18 protein-coding genes are annotated in these 17417 nt (G+C 58.6%); 12 read left to right on the top strand and 6 right to left on the bottom strand.

Annotated elements, in window-relative coordinates; genetic code table 11:
- The first annotated feature begins 10 nt into the window (after nt 1-10).
- On the top strand, nt 11-601 hold the full coding sequence (gene pmtA, locus IB244_RS01360; protein WP_025662242.1) for a phospholipid N-methyltransferase PmtA: 591 nt from the start codon (nt 11-13) through the stop codon (nt 599-601).
- Between the two features lie 95 nt (nt 602-696).
- Here the strand turns inward: pmtA and IB244_RS01365 are convergent, their stop codons facing one another.
- Complete coding sequence (locus IB244_RS01365; protein WP_025662243.1) at nt 697-1029, bottom strand: DUF982 domain-containing protein; 333 nt, start codon at nt 1027-1029, stop codon at nt 697-699.
- 1047 nt (nt 1030-2076) lie between these two features.
- Here IB244_RS01365 and IB244_RS01370 point away from each other — a divergent pair.
- Nucleotides 2077-2349 (top strand): hypothetical protein, encoded by a 273-nt coding sequence (locus IB244_RS01370; RefSeq protein ID WP_018855691.1) that lies wholly within the window; start codon nt 2077-2079, stop codon nt 2347-2349.
- A 372-nt stretch (nt 2350-2721) separates the two neighbouring features.
- Here the strand turns inward: IB244_RS01370 and IB244_RS01375 are convergent, their stop codons facing one another.
- Complete coding sequence (locus IB244_RS01375; protein WP_025662244.1) at nt 2722-3258, bottom strand: Lrp/AsnC family transcriptional regulator; 537 nt, start codon at nt 3256-3258, stop codon at nt 2722-2724.
- 101 nt (nt 3259-3359) lie between these two features.
- On the opposite strand from IB244_RS01375, the gene IB244_RS01380 reads away from it, so the two are divergent.
- From IB244_RS01380 to IB244_RS01395, 4 genes are all read left to right on the top strand, one after another.
- Nucleotides 3360-4859, top strand: a complete 1500-nt coding sequence (locus tag IB244_RS01380) for an aminotransferase class V-fold PLP-dependent enzyme (protein ID WP_025662245.1) — start codon at nt 3360-3362, stop codon at nt 4857-4859.
- On the top strand, nt 4846-5724 hold the full coding sequence (locus tag IB244_RS01385; RefSeq protein WP_192302912.1) for an MBL fold metallo-hydrolase: 879 nt from the start codon (nt 4846-4848) through the stop codon (nt 5722-5724). The genes IB244_RS01380 and IB244_RS01385 overlap by 14 nt, the downstream gene beginning before the upstream one ends.
- Nucleotides 5693-6511 (top strand): sulfite exporter TauE/SafE family protein, encoded by an 819-nt coding sequence (locus tag IB244_RS01390; protein WP_192302914.1) that lies wholly within the window; start codon nt 5693-5695, stop codon nt 6509-6511. The genes IB244_RS01385 and IB244_RS01390 overlap by 32 nt, the downstream gene beginning before the upstream one ends.
- A 547-nt stretch (nt 6512-7058) precedes the next feature.
- Nucleotides 7059-7301 (top strand): DUF982 domain-containing protein, encoded by a 243-nt coding sequence (locus IB244_RS01395; protein ID WP_192302916.1) that lies wholly within the window; start codon nt 7059-7061, stop codon nt 7299-7301.
- A gap of 142 nt (nt 7302-7443) precedes the next feature.
- On the opposite strand, the gene IB244_RS01400 is transcribed toward IB244_RS01395, so the two are convergent.
- Both IB244_RS01400 and IB244_RS01405 read right to left on the bottom strand, forming a co-directional pair.
- Nucleotides 7444-7932, bottom strand: a complete 489-nt coding sequence (locus IB244_RS01400; RefSeq protein WP_192302918.1) for an SRPBCC family protein — start codon at nt 7930-7932, stop codon at nt 7444-7446.
- Nucleotides 7932-8267: an ArsR/SmtB family transcription factor gene (locus IB244_RS01405; RefSeq protein WP_025662250.1), complete on the bottom strand. Its 336-nt coding sequence runs from the start codon at nt 8265-8267 to the stop codon at nt 7932-7934. The genes IB244_RS01400 and IB244_RS01405 overlap by 1 nt, the downstream gene beginning before the upstream one ends.
- A gap of 146 nt (nt 8268-8413) precedes the next feature.
- On the opposite strand from IB244_RS01405, the gene IB244_RS01410 reads away from it, so the two are divergent.
- Complete coding sequence (locus IB244_RS01410; protein WP_192302920.1) at nt 8414-9055, top strand: dihydrofolate reductase family protein; 642 nt, start codon at nt 8414-8416, stop codon at nt 9053-9055.
- 160 nt (nt 9056-9215) lie between these two features.
- Here IB244_RS01410 and IB244_RS01415 read toward each other — a convergent pair whose 3' ends face one another.
- Together IB244_RS01415 and IB244_RS01420 are read right to left on the bottom strand one after the other, a co-directional pair.
- Entirely contained in the window at nt 9216-10211 is a 996-nt protein-coding gene (locus tag IB244_RS01415; protein WP_409564045.1) for a DUF4105 domain-containing protein, read from the bottom strand.
- A gap of 387 nt (nt 10212-10598) precedes the next feature.
- Nucleotides 10599-11681 (bottom strand): LacI family DNA-binding transcriptional regulator, encoded by a 1083-nt coding sequence (locus IB244_RS01420; RefSeq protein WP_169679631.1) that lies wholly within the window; start codon nt 11679-11681, stop codon nt 10599-10601.
- Nucleotides 11682-11930: 249 nt separating this feature from the next.
- Between IB244_RS01420 and IB244_RS01425 the strand changes: the two genes are divergently transcribed.
- The 5 genes from IB244_RS01425 (at nt 11931) to IB244_RS01445 (ending at nt 17363) form a co-directional block, all read left to right on the top strand.
- Nucleotides 11931-12905: an autoinducer 2 ABC transporter substrate-binding protein gene (locus IB244_RS01425; RefSeq protein WP_025662254.1), complete on the top strand. Its 975-nt coding sequence runs from the start codon at nt 11931-11933 to the stop codon at nt 12903-12905.
- A gap of 115 nt (nt 12906-13020) precedes the next feature.
- Nucleotides 13021-14511 (top strand): sugar ABC transporter ATP-binding protein, encoded by a 1491-nt coding sequence (locus IB244_RS01430; RefSeq protein WP_192302924.1) that lies wholly within the window; start codon nt 13021-13023, stop codon nt 14509-14511.
- A complete protein-coding gene (locus IB244_RS01435) occupies nt 14504-15520 on the top strand; it encodes an ABC transporter permease (RefSeq protein ID WP_169679627.1) in 1017 nt (338 codons plus the stop codon). Before IB244_RS01430 ends, IB244_RS01435 begins: the two co-directional genes overlap by 8 nt.
- Nucleotides 15517-16512: an ABC transporter permease gene (locus tag IB244_RS01440; RefSeq protein ID WP_192302926.1), complete on the top strand. Its 996-nt coding sequence runs from the start codon at nt 15517-15519 to the stop codon at nt 16510-16512. Before IB244_RS01435 ends, IB244_RS01440 begins: the two co-directional genes overlap by 4 nt.
- Nucleotides 16513-16514: 2 nt before the next feature.
- Nucleotides 16515-17363 (top strand): sugar phosphate isomerase/epimerase family protein, encoded by an 849-nt coding sequence (locus tag IB244_RS01445; RefSeq protein ID WP_192303125.1) that lies wholly within the window; start codon nt 16515-16517, stop codon nt 17361-17363.
- Nucleotides 17364-17417: the final 54 nt, after the last annotated feature.

Below are 17417 nucleotides of genomic sequence, written 5' to 3' on the forward strand. Positions count from 1 at the left end.
GGACAGTTGAATGAGTATGCGGAAGCGTGTCGGACTTAAGTTCAGGGATGAAATTGCTTTCTTAAAGGGCTGGAAACGTGATCGAACTTCTGTCGGTGCAATTGCGCCGACCTCCACCGTGACAGCTAGAAAGATGGCTAGCGTTGTGCATCTCGGTTCTGGGCTACCCGTACTTGAACTCGGTCCAGGCACAGGCGTGATTACCAAAGCAATTCTGGCACGCGGCATCGCACCACAAAACCTTACCTCCATCGAGTACTCGCCAGAGTTCTGTCAGCATCTGCGAAGTCTTTTCCCACAGGTCGATATTCGATGCGGCGACGCTTTTGCACTCGACCTAACGCTGGGTGAGAAACGAGCCGCCAAGTTTGATTGCGTCATCTCCGCCATCCCGCTTTTGCACCTGCCTGTGGATCGGAGGCTGGCACTCGTCCTCGATCTGTTGGAACGCGTTCCCGTCGGGAGACCGGTTGTTCAAATAACCTACGGCCTATTGTCTCCGGTCGTGGCACTTCCCGCCGGCCACGAGGTGCGCCATTTGGCGTTCATGGTACGAAATATTCCTCCGGCCCAGCTTTGGATTTACCGGAAGATTCCGTAGGCTTATGGCGTTGTCCGGCGATTTATTGCGTGGAGGGATAGCGTGCACGGAGCAACGGAGCGTACCGTCGGGGCAAAGCCGATCGTGGTTTAATCTTATGCGGAATGAACCCCTTTCACTAACGAAACGCCGCCTTCCACAACTGAAGACTGCTCGTCGCAGATTGTTGGCACGACGGTGATGACCGGTATATTTGCTTCTGCGGCAGCACGAATCAACGCGATCCGTGCCTCGTTCACCGAGCAGGTGCCAAGGTGCGCATCCAGGCAAATTTTCGCAGCCGTCAGGTATTCCTCACCGTCAAAGGAGGGCCAGGCGGCAATAAGAACTTCAGCCATTTGCCGAAGCGAACGGATCTGCCTGTATTTTTGTTGACCATGGAACACGAGGATCAGTGGAGCGAAACTATCGGATTTGTGCCAGTTCATTACACCCAGCCTCCCAACCGCAAATTATATTAGAGACCATGCAATTGCTGTTCCGACAGGCCCGGGGAGCGGCATATATCCGAGAGGAGCAAAGATCGACGTCACCATGTAACTCGGCTTTTGCGGTATACGCGGCTCGACGCTAGACTAATCATCTACTTTCCTCCTTAGGAGGTCGGAAGGTCGGCAGGCGCTTCCCCACCGTTGCATCGACAAATGGATAGTCGAGACAGCACCAGCAAGATGGCTGGCGGCTAGAAGCAAATCTCTGGCAGCAAGAAGCAATAGTTGAAGGGGCGATCCGGCACCAGGTTTCGACCTCTTGCGCTTTGTTCAAAGCCGAAAAGTTGGCGCGCCAGACCGCGGTTGGCAAGAAGGGCCTGCTTATGATTGTCAGCCAACTTGACGAACACGGCGGTCACCTCTTCGAGATTGGATCGCGGCGTCGAACAGGGCCGAAAACGCAGCTTCCATGTGCTCCTGACAAAGCCGGAAACGGTCTGCGTTGCCTTCGGAAGATCGGGGCACCTCCACTCTCTTCGCGAAGAGAATTGGGTCGGTCAGCGCGTCGTCAAGGTTACCGTGGCGGGTTGGTCTGTCCAATGGAGACACTAAGGCATCGGACAGCAGCCTCTTCCGTGGCGGGCATAGAGGAAGGCTGGTATTATCTGACCTTGTCGTTGCGGGGTCCGGAGGACAGTGCGTTGAAAGATCCGAAATCGAAGGACCTTGGCGAACCGGGCGACGATCCTGCCTATCGCCCGATCGGATTCAGGGCGATAGCCGCCGCGTTCAGCGTTCGCCGACCATCCGCTTCGTCTCGGAACGATATCGAAGTCCCCTCGGCTGGATCCTTCCTGCCATCTGGATTTCATTCGCCACCAGACGACTGATCCTGCGGGTGGCTTTCATAACGAACTCTGCGACGTGGAACTCCGTCATCCCACCGCCACCAATTCACAACCCAGCAAAAACAGGGCACAGTAGCTTTGCGCGATGGACCGCGGCCCTTGATCCGGCCGCCGTCGTCGTCGCAGGGAGGATGCCATGCCGACGATTATTGGCTATCACAACATCACAAAGGGCGCGAAACACTGGCTCACCTCACCAAAGCGGGAGGAGTTTTTTGGTCCGCTCGGGGTTACCAACATCCGAACGTTTGTTGATCCTCAGGATCCGACTCGCGTGGCGTTGATGATGGACGTTGCGGATATGGATGGCTTGCAGGCGGCGATGCAGAGCAAGGCCGCCGCTGATGCGATGGCCTTCGACGGGGTGGTGCCGGAGTCTCTGGTGATCCTCGTCGAATCGAAGGGGTAATCGCTTCGCCTGAATAGGCTCTCCTTCGGTGCCGTTTCAACTTCGCTCACCGCCGGACGTCCAACCGACGGCTGGCGGACGCCGCCGTTCTGGCAACGCCTTGTCCCTACCCGCGGCGGGCGAGACAGCCCAGGGTGTGCGAGTGAGTTTGGCGAGACCCGGGACGGGCGGGGAGGTTGGGCGGCACCTTCCTGCCGCTTTCTGCAAGGCGGTCGGCGTCGAAGGAGAAGCAGGGTGAGCCTGCGTCGCTGCCTTGCCCCGCAAAATGGAGGTCCTTTTGCGGTCGAAAATGTTGATCGTTTTCTTCCTCCACGGGGATGTTTGCGGTGCGAAAGCAACACCGGCGGAAGAAGTCAGTCCGTTGCCGAGGCACTAGAGGCGGTCACGCGTCGGGGTCACTTTCGGCGGGGTGGATCCCGGGGCCTTGGAGGTCAGTTTTCTCAACTCGACCGGCCGATTGTTGATGATCGCTTCCATGGAAAAGAAGCCTGTCACCGTTGCAAGGTCGAAGTTCGTGATCAGTTTCTGATAAAATGCGTCGTAGCCGGACATGCCTTTGGTGATGACCTTGATCAGATAGTCCCAATCCCCGCCGATCCGATAAAAGTCGATTACCTCCGGCAGGCCCTCGACATGCGCGCGGAATCCTTCGCTCCATTCCTTCGAATGGTGGCGCGTCCGGATCATCACGAAAACGGTGAGGTCTAACCCCAGCGCCTGGAGATCGATATCGCAGTGTGCGCCTTTGATCAGGCCGATGGAATGAAGACGTTGCAGTCGCCGCCAGCAGGCATTTTGAGACAAGCCGATCTTCTCCGCGAGATCGCGCTGCGAGAGATTGGCATCGTGCTGCATCGCACTCAGTATCTTCATATCAAAATCGTCAATTTTTGTAGCTTCTTCGTTCATATGATACGTCTTTTACAGAAATTAGCGAAAATTAGGTGACTTTTTTGAGCCTGAAGGAGGATACGATCGGTGTCAACGCCCCGAGGCGAAGGAGAACGATCGTGGACTTTGCACAACCTGCGGCACGACAGACTGAATCCCCAATTTCCAGATTTCGCCGAAGTTTGAAACGCAACGGCCTCGTGGACAACCTCCGGGAAGGGCTGGTCGGATCGCATGCGACGATCGACGGGCCGTACGGGGCGAAGGAACTGGTCTATGCAGACTACGTTGCATCCGGTCGCGCGCTCCACCAAATCGAGCGTTTCATCCTGGAAGACATCCTTCCCTACTATGCCAACAGTCACACGGAGGCTTCCTACTGCGGAGGGTTCATGACCCGTATGCGCCGGGAAGCACGCGCGATGATCGGGGAATTCTGTGGGGCGAGTGAACAACATGCAGTAATTTTCACGGGCTCAGGCGCGACGTCTGGCATCAATCGCCTCGTCAAGCTCTATGGCATTGCCGAGGCGGTTTCGGCTGGTAAGCACGTTCGCATTGTTGTCGGCCCTTACGAGCATCACTCGAACATCCTGCCCTGGCGGGAAAGTGGTGCCGAGGTTGTCGAGATAGCCGAGAGTCCATCGGGCGGACCTGACCTGTCGCTGCTGACAGATGCGCTCAAGCACGGTAACGCCGATTTGGTGGTGTGCGCGCTGTCCGCTGCCTCAAACATCACCGGCATCACCAGCGACGTCGCGGCGATTACTGCGATGGTCAAGGCTGCTGGCGCAAAGATGATTTGGGACTATGCGGGGGCCGGTCCCTATGTGCCGATTTCCATGTCACCTGCCGCCGATGCGGAAATCGACGCGATCGTTGTTTCGCCGCACAAGTTCATCGGTGGCCCAGGTGCCTCCGGAATCCTGATCCTTCGGCGCGACGGGCTTTCGACGAAGAAACCGACCTGGCCGGGTGGTGGCACGGTGAAGTTCGTCTCGCCGCAGACGCATGATTATAGCGACAGTCTCGAATCGCGCGAAGAAGCCGGTACACCGAATGTGGTCGGTGATATCCGTGCGGCCCTCGCATTCATCGTCAAGGATGCGATCGGGGCTGATGCGATGACGATACGCAATCGCGAGCTTGCACGACGTGCACTCCAAGCCTGGAAGGACGTCCCGCAACTGGAGTTGCTCGGTCTGTCGAATGCCGATCGGCTGCCGATTTTCTCCTTCAGAGTGAGAAACGGGAAGGGCGGCTACGTCCACCAGCAACTGGTGACGCGAATGCTCAGTGACCGCTTCGGAATCCAGGCGCGCGGTGGCTGCGCTTGTGCAGGGCCTTATGTCCACCGACTGCTGTCGATCGATGAACAGCAGTCCGAGGAGATCAGACAGGCCATTCTCTCGGGAGACGAACTAAAGAAGCCCGGCTTTGTCCGGCTGAACTTTAGTGTGCTGCTACCGGACGAGAAGGTGCAGTTCATTCTCGATTCAGTGGCAACAATCGCAACTGACGCGACGACCTTCGAAAAGGATTACGACGTCGATCCGAGCCGGGCGATCTTCTTTGCGCGTGGAGCAGCACCGGAGGGCAGCCCCCATGCAAAAACCTGAGGTCGCCGGATTTTACGACCCGCGCACTGGCAGTATCCAGTATGTCGTCTCGTGCCCCAAAACGCGAAACTGCGCCATCATCGACCCGGTGCTGGATTTCGATGAGAAGTCCGGCACGACCGCTTCGATCAATGCGACCATCATCCTCGATTACATCGAGGGCAACGACCTGAAGCTTGAGTGGATCTTGGACACTCATCCTCATGCGGACCACTTTTCGGCAGCCAGTTATCTCAAGGCAAAAACCGGAGCGCCGACGGCGATCGGTGAGCATGTGACGGCAGTGCAGCAGATCTGGAAAGATATCTACAACTGGCATGATTTCGCATGCGACGGTTCGCAATGGGATCGGCTCTTTCGTGATGGTGACACATTCAACATCGGCGAGCTCGAGGTCCGCGTCATGCATTCGCCCGGCCATACCCTGGCGTCGATTACCTACGTCGTGGGCGACGCAGCCTTCATCCATGATACACTGTTCATGCCCGATAGCGGCTCCGCCCGCGCTGATTTTCCGGGCGGCAGCGCAGCCAGCCTGTGGCAGTCAATCCAGGACATCCTGAGCCTGCCGGAGGAGACACGCCTGTTCACCGGCCATGACTACATGCCCCAAGGACGTCAGGCACTTTGGGAAAGCTCGGTTGCAGATCAGCGTAGGAAGAACCCGCATGTCGCCGGCCAATCGCGAAGTGACTTCATCGGCTTGCGGGAAGCCCGCGACAGGATCCTGCCCATGCCGAAGCTTATCTTGCACGCGCTGCAGGTGAATTTACGGGGAGGGGAACTGCCTCCGATCGAGGAGAACGGCCATCGTTATCTAAAAATTCCCCTCGATGCATTTTCCGGATCGGCGTGGGGCGCGTAACAAGGTGGATGGCAGTCTCCTGCAACTTATGCTTGCTCTCGGCTCAGGATCATTGATCGGCTGTATTCTCGGTTTGATTGGCGGAGGCGGATCAATCCTCGCCACGCCGCTGCTGGTGTATGTTGTCGGGATGCGCGATGTGCACACCGCGATTGGCACAGGGGCTCTCGCTGTTTCGGCCAGTGCGTATCTCAACCTGGCCGGCCATGCGGTGAAGGGTCATGTCTGGTGGCGATGCGCCTTGATCTTTGCGATCGCCGGATGTCTCGGTGCCTACCTGGGTTCCAGTCTGGGGAAGCTCATCGACGGCCAAAACCTGCTCTTCATGTTCGGCCTCCTGATGATGCTCGTCAGTTTCATGATGCGAAGGACGAGGAGCCGGGCGGATGTTACCGCGCAGTCGCTGACGATACGGACACACGGGAAGACAAGCCTGATTGCGCTTTTTGCCGGCGGATGTTCCGGCCTTTTCGGAATAGGGGGCGGTTTCCTTATTGTGCCCGGTCTCCTCGTCGCGACCGGCATGCCTCTCATAAACGCGATTGGAACCTCGCTGCTCGCGGTCGGCACCTTCGGATTGGCGACGGCCGTGAACTATGCCGCGTCGGGCTTTGTCGATTGGCTTACTGCGGGCTATTTCATTCTAGGTGGCATCGGTGGCGGTATCATCGGCACGATTGCCGCCACGCGACTGGCGAACTACAGGAACGTCCTAGCGCAGGTCTTCAGATGGGTGATATTTTGCGTCAGCCTGTATGTTCTCTGGCGAAGCCACGCGGCATTCTAGCAACGAACAACCAAGATATTCGGTCCCACAAAAGGGGCGAACCGCCGGCGTGGCGTAAAACAGCCTTTCGCTCCTGCGTCAGCATGTTTGACGACGACAGTTGAATGCAAAGGCGCCAACGCCGGATGACTGCTCACGGGCCAGAAGCTCACTCCGGACGGGCGCCAGAACTTGCTACCTGGCACACGCTAAGGCGTCCCTCCCGCAGCGCCATCTCGACAACCGGAGCGTGGGCAGTTTCGGTTAGCAGCAGACGATCCACCACCTATCAACAGGATAGCCACAGCCTAACCAATTCAACAGGCAGGAGACTCTCTCCTTTTGCACCACTGCTACCTGGACCACGTAGGGAGAAGGCCGGGAACAGGGTAGCATCTGCTGATCATTGGATGGGGCTGGGTAGCACACGAGGCGTGGGCGGTCGGCGATACTTCTCGTCGGCTGTCCGCGCCCTCGGAGATGCAGCATAGGTGACCGCTCCAGGGGTCACGGAACTCTTCCACGAATTGAACGTTTGCCCGTCGCTAGAGCCAGTAGGGAGGTCGTCATGTCAATCGTCAAGTGGGAGAAGCCCGTTCAAATCTCGGTGGGCTCGCGAGGTAGCGAATTCGTATCGAGCGCCTTCGACGCCGTCCTGTTTCTGAAAGATAGCTGGGAGGACTGTGAAACGATGCCCTTCCTGCAGGCGCGAAATGCCTGCCGAGGTGCCCTTGCCGGTCGCGTCGACGCCGAAGTAGCGCGTGCAAGGTTTCTGGAAGCAGTAACCGCGGCCAAGATGCGCGTGCACTAGCCAAGGATTGACGTGAGGGAATCTCCCGTCAAACAGGCCCTCCGTGGCTGATTTCCTTCCGGGCCCATTGCGGTCATTGTCTCCGGGCAAGGCTCGTGGCAGCCCCAGTCAATTGCGACTGAGGCACAAATTGGCCAAACGCTCAGCGGTCGAGCCAGGCTGCCAGGCCATCCAGGGTTTGCAGTCCGTATTCGACTGCGCCAAAGCCGATAACGATCCGACGCCGTACGGGGCTGGGGTGGAGCTGGCGCAAGGTCAGCACGGTTTTGCCGTCGGCCTGCTCATCGAAGGTCACCGTGACGCGGAAGCGGTCGGGGTCGTCCGGGTCGGGCGTGCCATAGTCCATCACGATTCGCTCGTTCGGCACGATCTCCAGAAAGCGCATCAGATTCGGGAAGCGCTGCTCCTGGCCTTCGAACACGCCCACCATGTCGAACCGCCAGAGCCCACCCTCACGGATCTCGGCCTCATGGCTCTCGATCCTGAGGCCGGCCGGACCGTACCATTCGGCAAGCGCCGTGGGGTCCATCCAGGCAGCAAAGACCTTGTCACGCGAGTGATTGAGCAGCTTCACCAGCACAATTTCCCGATCAAGCGACCAGGTGTCAAACAGGGTTGCCATGGTCTTCATCAATCATCCTCTCCCGCTTTGTCCAGATAGACCTCCAGACGATCCAACCGCTCGGTCCAGCGCCTGCGCTCCGCTATCATCCAGTCCGCCGCCTCGTCGAAGCGGGCCTGTACCAACCGGCACCAGCGGCTGCGCCCGCGCTTCTCGCTGGCGATCAGTCCGCAATCTTCCAGTACCTTGAGGTGCTGGGCGAAGGAGGGCAGCGCCATGTCGAATGGCTCGGCCAGAACGCTGACCGGCACCTCGCCATCAGCCAGCCGTGATACGACCGCGCGACGCGTCGGATCGCTGAGAGCATGAAAGGCAAGGTCGAGTGGGGTCGAATGATAGGGCATGCGAATTGTTATGACGCATCGGAGTGGTGGTCAAGGACAATAAGGCACTTGCCTTAGTATAATGATCAATTATAAAGGCATCTGCCTTAGTATCGATGCCCTGGCTTGGGGCGGCTAGGGTGCAACCACTCGCAAGGAGAGCTCCCATGGCAGTTCGTGTCGATCTCATGATCTCGCTCGATGGTTTTGCAACCACGACGGATCAAACGCCAGAAGTCCCGTTCGGGGAGGACTGGCCGCGCCTGGTCGGCGCATATGTGGCGACGCGAACTTTCCGTGAGCGCGTGCTCAAGGATACCAGCGGAGCCGGGACCATCGGCGTCGATGACGACTACGCGAAGGAATATTTCGCCAACGTGGGCGCCGAGATCATGGGCGCCGGCATGTTCGGGCTCCACAACTTCCCCGACGATCCGAACTGGCGTGGCTGGTGGGGCGAGGAGCCGCCCTTCCGAGTTCCGGTCTTCGTTCTCACACACAAGCCTCGCCCCTCCATAGAGATGGCCGGTGGTACCACTTTCCATTTCATCAATACCACTCCGGTTGATGCGCTCCAGCAGGCTGTCGCGGCGGCGGGCGGCAAGGATGTGCGGATCGGCGGTGGGCCGACTGTTGTTCGTGACTTTCTGAGAGCAGGTTTTGTCGATCGCCTTCATGTTGCAATTGCGCCGATCCTGCTCGGTCGCGGCGTACGCCTATGGGACGATCTACGCGGTCTGGAGACTGGCTACGACGTCAAAGCTGAAACGGCGCCGAGCGGAACCATCCATCTTACCTTCCAACGCTGACCGCTAGCCTGTAACTTGGGAGGTCACGGCCTCAAGCATTCTTCCCAAGCCAGGAGTGTTGTCTCGCTGGCCAACCTGCGTCACCGCGACGTGAAGCTATTCCTCCTTTCGAGGTTTCGGCAGCTTCCAGGCGCGATCGAAACAATGGCACGTCTCTCGCTTATTGCGGATCCGCCGGCGGTGGCGAAGGTACGCCGACGCGTATCGACTTTGAGAAGTGCGGCGACAATGCGTCGACCCGCGCCCGCTGGTCAATATGAGCGGCGGTCCTGAGTTCGGCGAGCGACACTGACATATCCAACGCCCCATGATCGTAGGCGTAGTCCGGGAGATAGCCATTGACGATGAGACGCCAGTCGAAGGGAACGGTGCCTCCAACCACGCGCATCATCTTGACGACCGTCGTCGTGCAATTGCTCGTAAGCGAGTTGTAGAAAGCCGGCGTCGCGGCAAGGGCATTGGCGTCGGCAACATACTCGCGCAGGAGCGCACGTGCCTGTTCCGGGGATGCTTTCAGGCGGTAGATTTGCACATCTTCGCGACGGACGTTCGAACGGACGCCCACGACATCCCGCTCGTCTGCTGCGATGATCACCAAAGGATTGCTTTTGAACAAATCGGCGACGGGCGAGAATGCCCCTCCAACCCGGCGACGGACTTCGATCGACCACGCAAGCTGCTCGCCACCTTCAAAACCAAAGCTAAAAATCACGTGGGCAATCTCTGGCCCGGCCCAATAGGACATGAACAGGTCGACTGTCCGAAGCTTGCCCATGTCGTAGGAGCGCGTCGTCCAGCGCTCGAGGAAGTCAGTACTGCCATGCCACTCGAAATCCCGCACATTTGTCAGTGTCAGCAGGTCGCCGTTGAATTCGCCTGTGACCTGTCGAGCGACATCGGGTGCCCAGGATGCATTCTTGAGGGGCTTGATCGTATGCCACCAGACCAGGACAAGTGCGAACGTCGCTGCGAATATGACGACGGCTTTGAAACGCCACGGGCCAAACAATCTCGTGATTGTGAACAACCCAAAAAGAACGAATAGCCCGGCGGCAAAGCCTCTGGCCAACTCCGAAACGGGAAGGCGATACCACAATGCAAGTGATGCCCATGTAACGGCTATCGCTATGAGGATTGCGAGTAGAACAGCGAGAATCGACCACCCTGAACGACGCAATTTACTCTCCTCCCGTTTCAATTGGTGCAGAAAATCTCGCTGCAACACACTAGCCGGCGAGATCAACAAGACGCCACAAAGAACCGATTGCGACCGCAATTCGTACAGGTCTTACCACATGCTAGGGTATTCGTTTGTTCAAATGCTTTCTGTTATGGGCACCGTGCGAGACGTTGCATCGCCTGGTAGCGAGGTCGTCCATCTCAGTGCATTAGCCCCCATGGCGGCAATTGTCGCAAGCCAGCCACGGCCCATGTCTGCATTCCTCGAACGGCGGCTTCGCACCAAACGTGGCCTTTGAAGGCGGCACCCATCCGCAAAGCGTGGCGATTTCCCACCTCCCACGGATCGAGACGTTTCACCACGTCATCGACGCGCGAGGTCATGTACCGCAATCGGATCCTTCAAAGCGTCGAGCGGCCCTTCCAACGCAGTTCGCGGCGGAACCAGCTGTGGCTCGATCATCACGAGCTGTGGGGTCGTGTCCTGCTCTTCTAAAAGCTCGAAGCCTCTTTCAAGCATATCAGCTGTGTTCGGCCTGATCATATAGACCGGAAACGGCAAAAATGAACCAAACGGGTCATAGTCGAAACATCCGACCACGATATCTTCGAATGCTACCCCGTCGTGGCGGCTCATGAAGCGCAGCAACCCCTCGAAATTTATGGACGAGTTAATGAAGAAGCAGCGCGGCAGCCTGCCATGGCGTTCGAAGAACCGCTCGAAGGCAAGCTGTGTCATGCCCGGCGAGTATCCCGTGGTCTCGATATCGCCCTCGGTATCCACCCCAAAAATAGAACGCTTCACCGCATGAAAGCCCAGGATGCGATCGCGGCTGGCATGGTCGTCGCGGCCGCCAAACATGAATACGTCCTCAGCACCGAGTGGCCCCATTCCTTCAGCGTGGCGGATAATTGCCGAGGTCAGCGCTTCTGCACCCCGTCGGTTGTCCGAGATCACCGACGGTGCGTACTTGCCGGGAAGGTCGATATTCACGTGCGGCAATCCCGCACGGGCGCACACCTGATGGACGCCGTCCGGATCAGTGGCGCCTGCGATAAATAGCGAATCAATCGAATACGCGATCAACGACTCTACGGTGCGCCGTTCTTCCTCAGGATCGCGCCGGCCGGAGACCACCACCGGCAGTAATCCGCGCTTGCGTGCCTGCGCCTCGAAGGTCTGAGCCATCGAGGAAAAGAAGCGGGTGTCGTAAACAGGCAAGAGCAGTCCGGCCAGTCCCGAGCGGGAACTTCTCAACGCCCGAGCCTGGCGATTGGCGGTGTAACGGTGCGCTTTTGCGAGCGACAGGATCTTTTCGGCTGTTTCTTCCGATATCCGCCGCTTCCGCCACGTGCCATTGAGGACGGAGGCTACAGTCGAGGCGGTTACGCCCGAGATCACCGAAAGATCGTAAATTGTTGCTTTCTTTTGCTCTTTTTCCGTCATCCGCAGACTCCTCCACCGGTCCGTTTCTCTAGATCAATGGTCCTCTTGACGAAAGTCCGTTCCGTGTTAATGTTATTGCACCATCGATGGTGCTCAATTGCAAGAGCGATTGTGCACGATGGCAAGTCACTTAGAGGAGGTGACAGGGAGGAGGTTCCGATGGTCGGAGCCGAAACGTTCAACGCGGGAGCGCTACCGTTCCTGTGAACGGATCTTGCTTGTCAGCACTATTGGAGGAGGAAAGATCCAATGAGAAAAATGCTAGCCGCGACGCTTGGTCTGTCGCTTGTACTTCTGGCATCCACCGCCTTCGCTGGTCCGAAGATCGGCGTCGTCGTTAAAATCGGCGGCATCCCGTGGTTCAATGCCATGGAAGCTGGGATCAAGGAACAAAGTGCCAAGCTCGGCGTCGAAGGCTTTATGGTTGGGCCGACCAGTGCAGACCCGGCACTCCAGGTCCGCGCCATCGAAGATCTGATCGCGCAGAAGGTTGATTATATCGGCGTGGTGCCGAATGACGCGAAGGTACTGGAGCCGGTTCTCAAGAAGGCGCAGGAGGCCGGCATCAAGGTCATCACGCATGAATCGCCCAAGCAGGTCGGTGCCGACTGGGATTTTGAACTCGCTTCGGCCAAGGGCTTCGGCGAAGCACATGGCAAGCTCCTGGCCGAGAAGATGGGCGGCAAGGGCTCCTATGCGGTGTTCGTCGGCTCCTTGACCGTTCCGCTGCACAACGCTTGGGCCGACGCGGCGATCGCCTATATCAAGGCCAACTATCCCGACATGAAGCTGGTGGGCGACCGCTATGGTGTTGCCGAAGACGTCGACAAGAGTCGCTCGACCGCTCTCGACCTTATGGCGGCCAATGCCGATCTCACGGGCTTCCTGGCATTCGGCTCGCAGGGTCCGATTGGCGCAGGTCGCGCGGTGGAAGAGCGCCGCAAGGACGGAAAGGTATTCGTCATCGGTCCGTTCTCTCCAGGGCAGGGAGCAAAGCTCATCAAATCAGGTGCTTTGACGGGCGGCTTCATGTGGAACCCGAAGCAGGCTGGCGAGGTCTTCGTGACGCTTGCCGACCGAATTTCCAAGGGCGAGACGCCGAAGGCTGGCGACGACATTGAGGGCCTTGGAAAGATCAATCCCGAGGGCAACACCATCATCGTCGACCAACTGCTGGCCATCAACAAGGACAGCATCGACAAGCTCGTTGGCATGGGCCTTTAATCCTCCCGGGACCCACGCCCTGAGGTCGCGGGGACATATTCCCCGCGACCTCCTTACGGACAATGCAAAACCTGGGGCCGACCGCTGAAGCAGCGGTTGAACAGGAGGATATTCCATGAGCGTCGAACCGCTGCTTTTACTCAAGAACATCAAGGTCACCTTTGGCGGCGTACGCGCGCTGAATGGTGTGTCCTTCGAGGTCAACCCCGGAGAAGTCCACTGTCTCGCTGGCGAGAACGGATGCGGTAAGAGCACGCTCATCAAGGTGATTACCGGCGTCTACAAGCCACAGGACGGTGCTGAATTTTATTTCGACGGCAACCCGATCTCGGCCATGACACCCACTCTGGCGCAATCGCTCGGGATTCAGGTGATCTGGCAAGACTTGGCGCTGTTCGGCGAAATGAGCGTCGCCGAAAACATAGGCTTCCAGTACGCAGTCAACGGCAAATATGGGCTTGTCGACAAGCGTGCCATCGAGGACGCGGCTGAGAAGGCACTCGCTCGCCTTGGGGTGAGCATCGACATTCATCTCCCACTCAAGGAGTTGCCGATCGCGCAGCGCCAGATCGTTGCGATAGCGCGCGCCCTTGTGGGCGAAGCCCGGCTCGTCTTCATGGATGAGCCGACGGCGTCGCTGACCCAATCGGAAACCGACTATCTCATTGACATCGTCCGCAACCTTTCCGCTTCAGGAGTGGCGGTGGTCTTCGTGTCGCACCGTCTTGCGGAAGTCCTCGAAATATCCGACCGAATGACCGTGCTCCGCGACGGGGCGCTCGTTGGTGTCTTCCCAGTCGAGGGGATGACGCAGTCACGAGTAACCGAACTGATGACCGGCAGGAACTTCGACAGTTCCGTTATCGCTACCGATCACGACAACGAGGCGGTCGTGCTCTCCGTGCGGGGACTGACGCGAGCCGGCGAGTTCGAGGATATTTCGTTCGATCTTCGCCGAGGAGAGACGCTCGGGATCACCGGCCTTCTCGGAGCAGGGCGCACCGAGCTAGCTCTTACGCTCTTCGGGATGCACCGCCCACAGGCGGGCGAGGTCACCATCGAAGGTGAGCGGGTCAGGTTCGGTTCCAATCGAGACGCCATTCGTGCTGGTGTTGCCTACCTTTCGGAAGACCGCTTGTCGCTTGGCCTCAATCAGCCACAGTCGATCGCCGACAACCTTGTTATGGCATCGCTTGATAAACTGCTGTCCGGCGGAATGATCTCGCCGGCCAAGAAAGCGAGCGTTGTCAGCCATTGGATCTCGGCGCTCGGCGTCAAGATTGGAACGCCAGACGACCCCATCCGGACTTTGTCAGGCGGCAACCAACAACGCGTGGCGATCGCCAAGTGGCTCGCGATCGGCCCGAAGATTCTCATCCTGGACGCCCCAACCGTAGGCGTCGACGTCGGCGCGCGAGCGGGCATCTTCGACATTGTGCGCAAGCTTGCGGCTCAGGGGCTGGCGATCATTCTGATCTCCGACGAGCCGCCCGAGGTCTACTTCAATGCGGACCGCATCATTCACATGGTCGAGGGCAAGATCCACGCGACCTATGATCCGCGACAGTTGTCGCTCAGCGAACTGGAGTCTGCCGTCTATGCGTAGGCTGATCCTTGGACACACAACCGAATTCACACTTCTGGCGGTCATGGTCGTGCTTTGCATCGGGCTGTCTTTTGGCACGGAGCGTTTTCTTACGATCTCGAACGCTTTTGATGTGCTGAACGTCTCGGCCGTCAACATCATCTTTGCCGTCGGACTTCTAGTCGTCTTGATTTCTGGCGGGATCGACATCTCCTTCGCCGTTGCCGCATCTGTGGTCCAATACCTCACCGCGCTGGCGCTTGGCGCGCTGGGTGGCGGCAACTGGGCGGAAGGCTTCATCATCGCGGGGGCGGTTGGGATCGGCCTCGGGCTGATCAATGCCGCATTGGTCTACCGGCTTCACATCATCTCGATCGTAGCGACGATCTCGACCTTCAACATCTTCTTCGGACTCCTGATGTTCTTCACCAAGGGCGTGTCGATCTACGATCTGCCGGAATGGCTGACGACGCGCGTCGTGTTCTTTGAACACGAGATGGCCGATGGATCGTGGGTCGAACTCACACTTCCGGTGGTGGTGATGATCCTCTGCTGCTTTGCGACCTGGTTTATGATCTCGAGGACGACGATCGGCCGCCAGCTTTACGCTTTCGGCGACAATCCTGAAGGAGCACGTCGCTTCGGAATCAACATCGGCGCCATGCACTACATCTCGTTTGGATGGCTTGGCCTGATGGCTGGCATCGCCGGCCTGATGCAGGCTCACTACGCCGAGGAAGTTGTTCCGAATGCGCTTTATGGTCGCGAACTCGACGTCCTCGCCGCCACGGTTCTCGGTGGTGCGCGGCTGGGTGGTGGTAAGGGATCCGTTATTGGCTGCGTCCTCGGCGTCTTGATGGTTTCGATCACGCAAAACGGGCTCAACCTGATGGGCGTGTCGCCCTTCGCGTTCAAGATGATCGTCGGCGCAATCATCCTCATTGCCATCACGCTCTCTTCCGCGCGCATCGACAAACTTCTGCCATTCCTCGCGAAAAGCAACGCCAAAAGGGGGAGCTCGCACTCATGAAAGCCATCGCTCAAAAGTTCAACGCCACCTTCGGCGCGGATATGACCGGCCCGGCGATCGCATTCTTAGCAGTGATGGTGATCTTCGGACTGGCCGCCAACAACTTCATTTCGTCGGCAACCTTCGGATCGGTGGCATTCCAGCTTCCCGAACTCGGGCTTCTGACGCTCGCGATGCTGCTGCCACTTTTGACCGGCGGGATCAACCTCTCGGTGACGTTCACCGCAAACCTATCTGGACTGGCCGCCGCCTGGGTCATGCAATCGTACGGCGGCGTAGATGCCTCGCCGGCTGCATTCCTGCTGGGCGTCCTTGCTGCGCTGGCGACGGGCGGCGCCGCGGGCCTCATGACCGGCGCTGCCATTGCCTACACGCGGGCCCACCCGATCCTTGTCACGCTGTCGATGATGATCTTCTTGCGCGGGCTTGGCGAGTTCCTCACCCGAGGCGGCGACGTGTCCGGATTTCCGAGCTTCATCGCTCCTATCGGACACGGGTCGATCTTCGGACTTCCTATTCCGCTCTTGATTTTCATAGCCTGCGTCGGGATCTGGCAGCTTCTGCTGACGCGCTTCAAGCTCGGCTTCGGCCTGCTGATGATCGGCTCAAACATCGAGGCGGCTCGATACTCCGGCCTGAATACGCGTCGCATACTGGTGCGGGTCTACACGCTGTCGGGTCTGATGTGCGCCGTCGCAGGTGTGATAATGCTCGCCCGCTTCAATTCGGTCCGCGTCGGCCACGGCGAGTCCTATCTGCTGATCACCGTGCTCGCCGCGTTTCTCGGCGGCATCGACCCGTTCGGCGGTTTCGGTCGCGTATTGCCGGTCTTTGTCGCTCTCATCGTGCTCCAGCTCCTTTCGTCGGGTCTGAACCTGATGGGTGCAAACCAGCATCTGGCAACGGCGCTCTGGGGCGTGCTGATGATCGTCGTCATGGCCGCAAGAACTATCGTTTCAACGTACATCGCATCACGCAGAAAGAAGGGATGACCGTGCAAGGTTTTGGAATTCATGCGAGCATGTGGACTATGAACTGGGACCGCGCAGGCGCGGAGCGGGCCATTGCCGGTGCTACCAAGTACAAGATGGAATTTATCGAGATTCCACTTGCTGACGCGCCGTCGGTCGATGCCAAGCACACTCGCGACCTTTTGGAAAAACATGGCCTGCGTGCAGCATGCTCGCTCGTACTGCCGGAAGCGGCATGGGCCTCGGCAAGGCCGGACGCCGCCGTCCGGCACCTGAAGGTGGCGATAGACAAGGCGGCCGAGATGGGCGCCGAGGCACTTACGGGCGTCACCTACGGCGGTACCAACGAACGCACTGGAGCTCCTCCGACACAGGCGGAGTACGACAACGTCACGCGTGCGCTCGAGGCGGCCGCGAAGCATGCCAAATCCCAGGGCATCCAGTTCGGCGTTGAAGCCGTGAACAGGTACGAAAACCATCTTGTCAACTCGGCCGAACAAGCCGTGGCTTTGGTCGAACGCATCGGTGTGGACAACGTGTTCGTCCATCTCGATACGTTCCACATGAACATCGAGGAGAAGGGGGCCGCAAACGGCATCCTGGCCGCGCGCGATCACCTCAAATACATGCATCTTTCGGAAAGCGATCGCGGGACCCCCGGTGCAGGCAACGTGCCTTGGGATCCGATCTTCGCCGCTTTGTCTGCGATCGGCTTCAAGGGCGCGCTTACCCTGGAGAGTTTCGTCAGCATGCCGCCGGAGATGGCCGGCGACATATCGACCTGGCGGCCGGTTGCGCGTGACGAGGAGGAAGTCATGGGCAATGGCCTCTCTTTCCTGCGCAACAAAGCCGCACAATACCAACTGGCATGACTTCGCAATGGTCAGCGCCCCCACGGCGTTGGTAGCGGAAAGTGCGAAGTGGCA

Source organism: Rhizobium sp. RHZ02, assembly GCF_014851575.1.
GTDB lineage: Bacteria > Pseudomonadota > Alphaproteobacteria > Rhizobiales > Rhizobiaceae > Rhizobium > Rhizobium altiplani.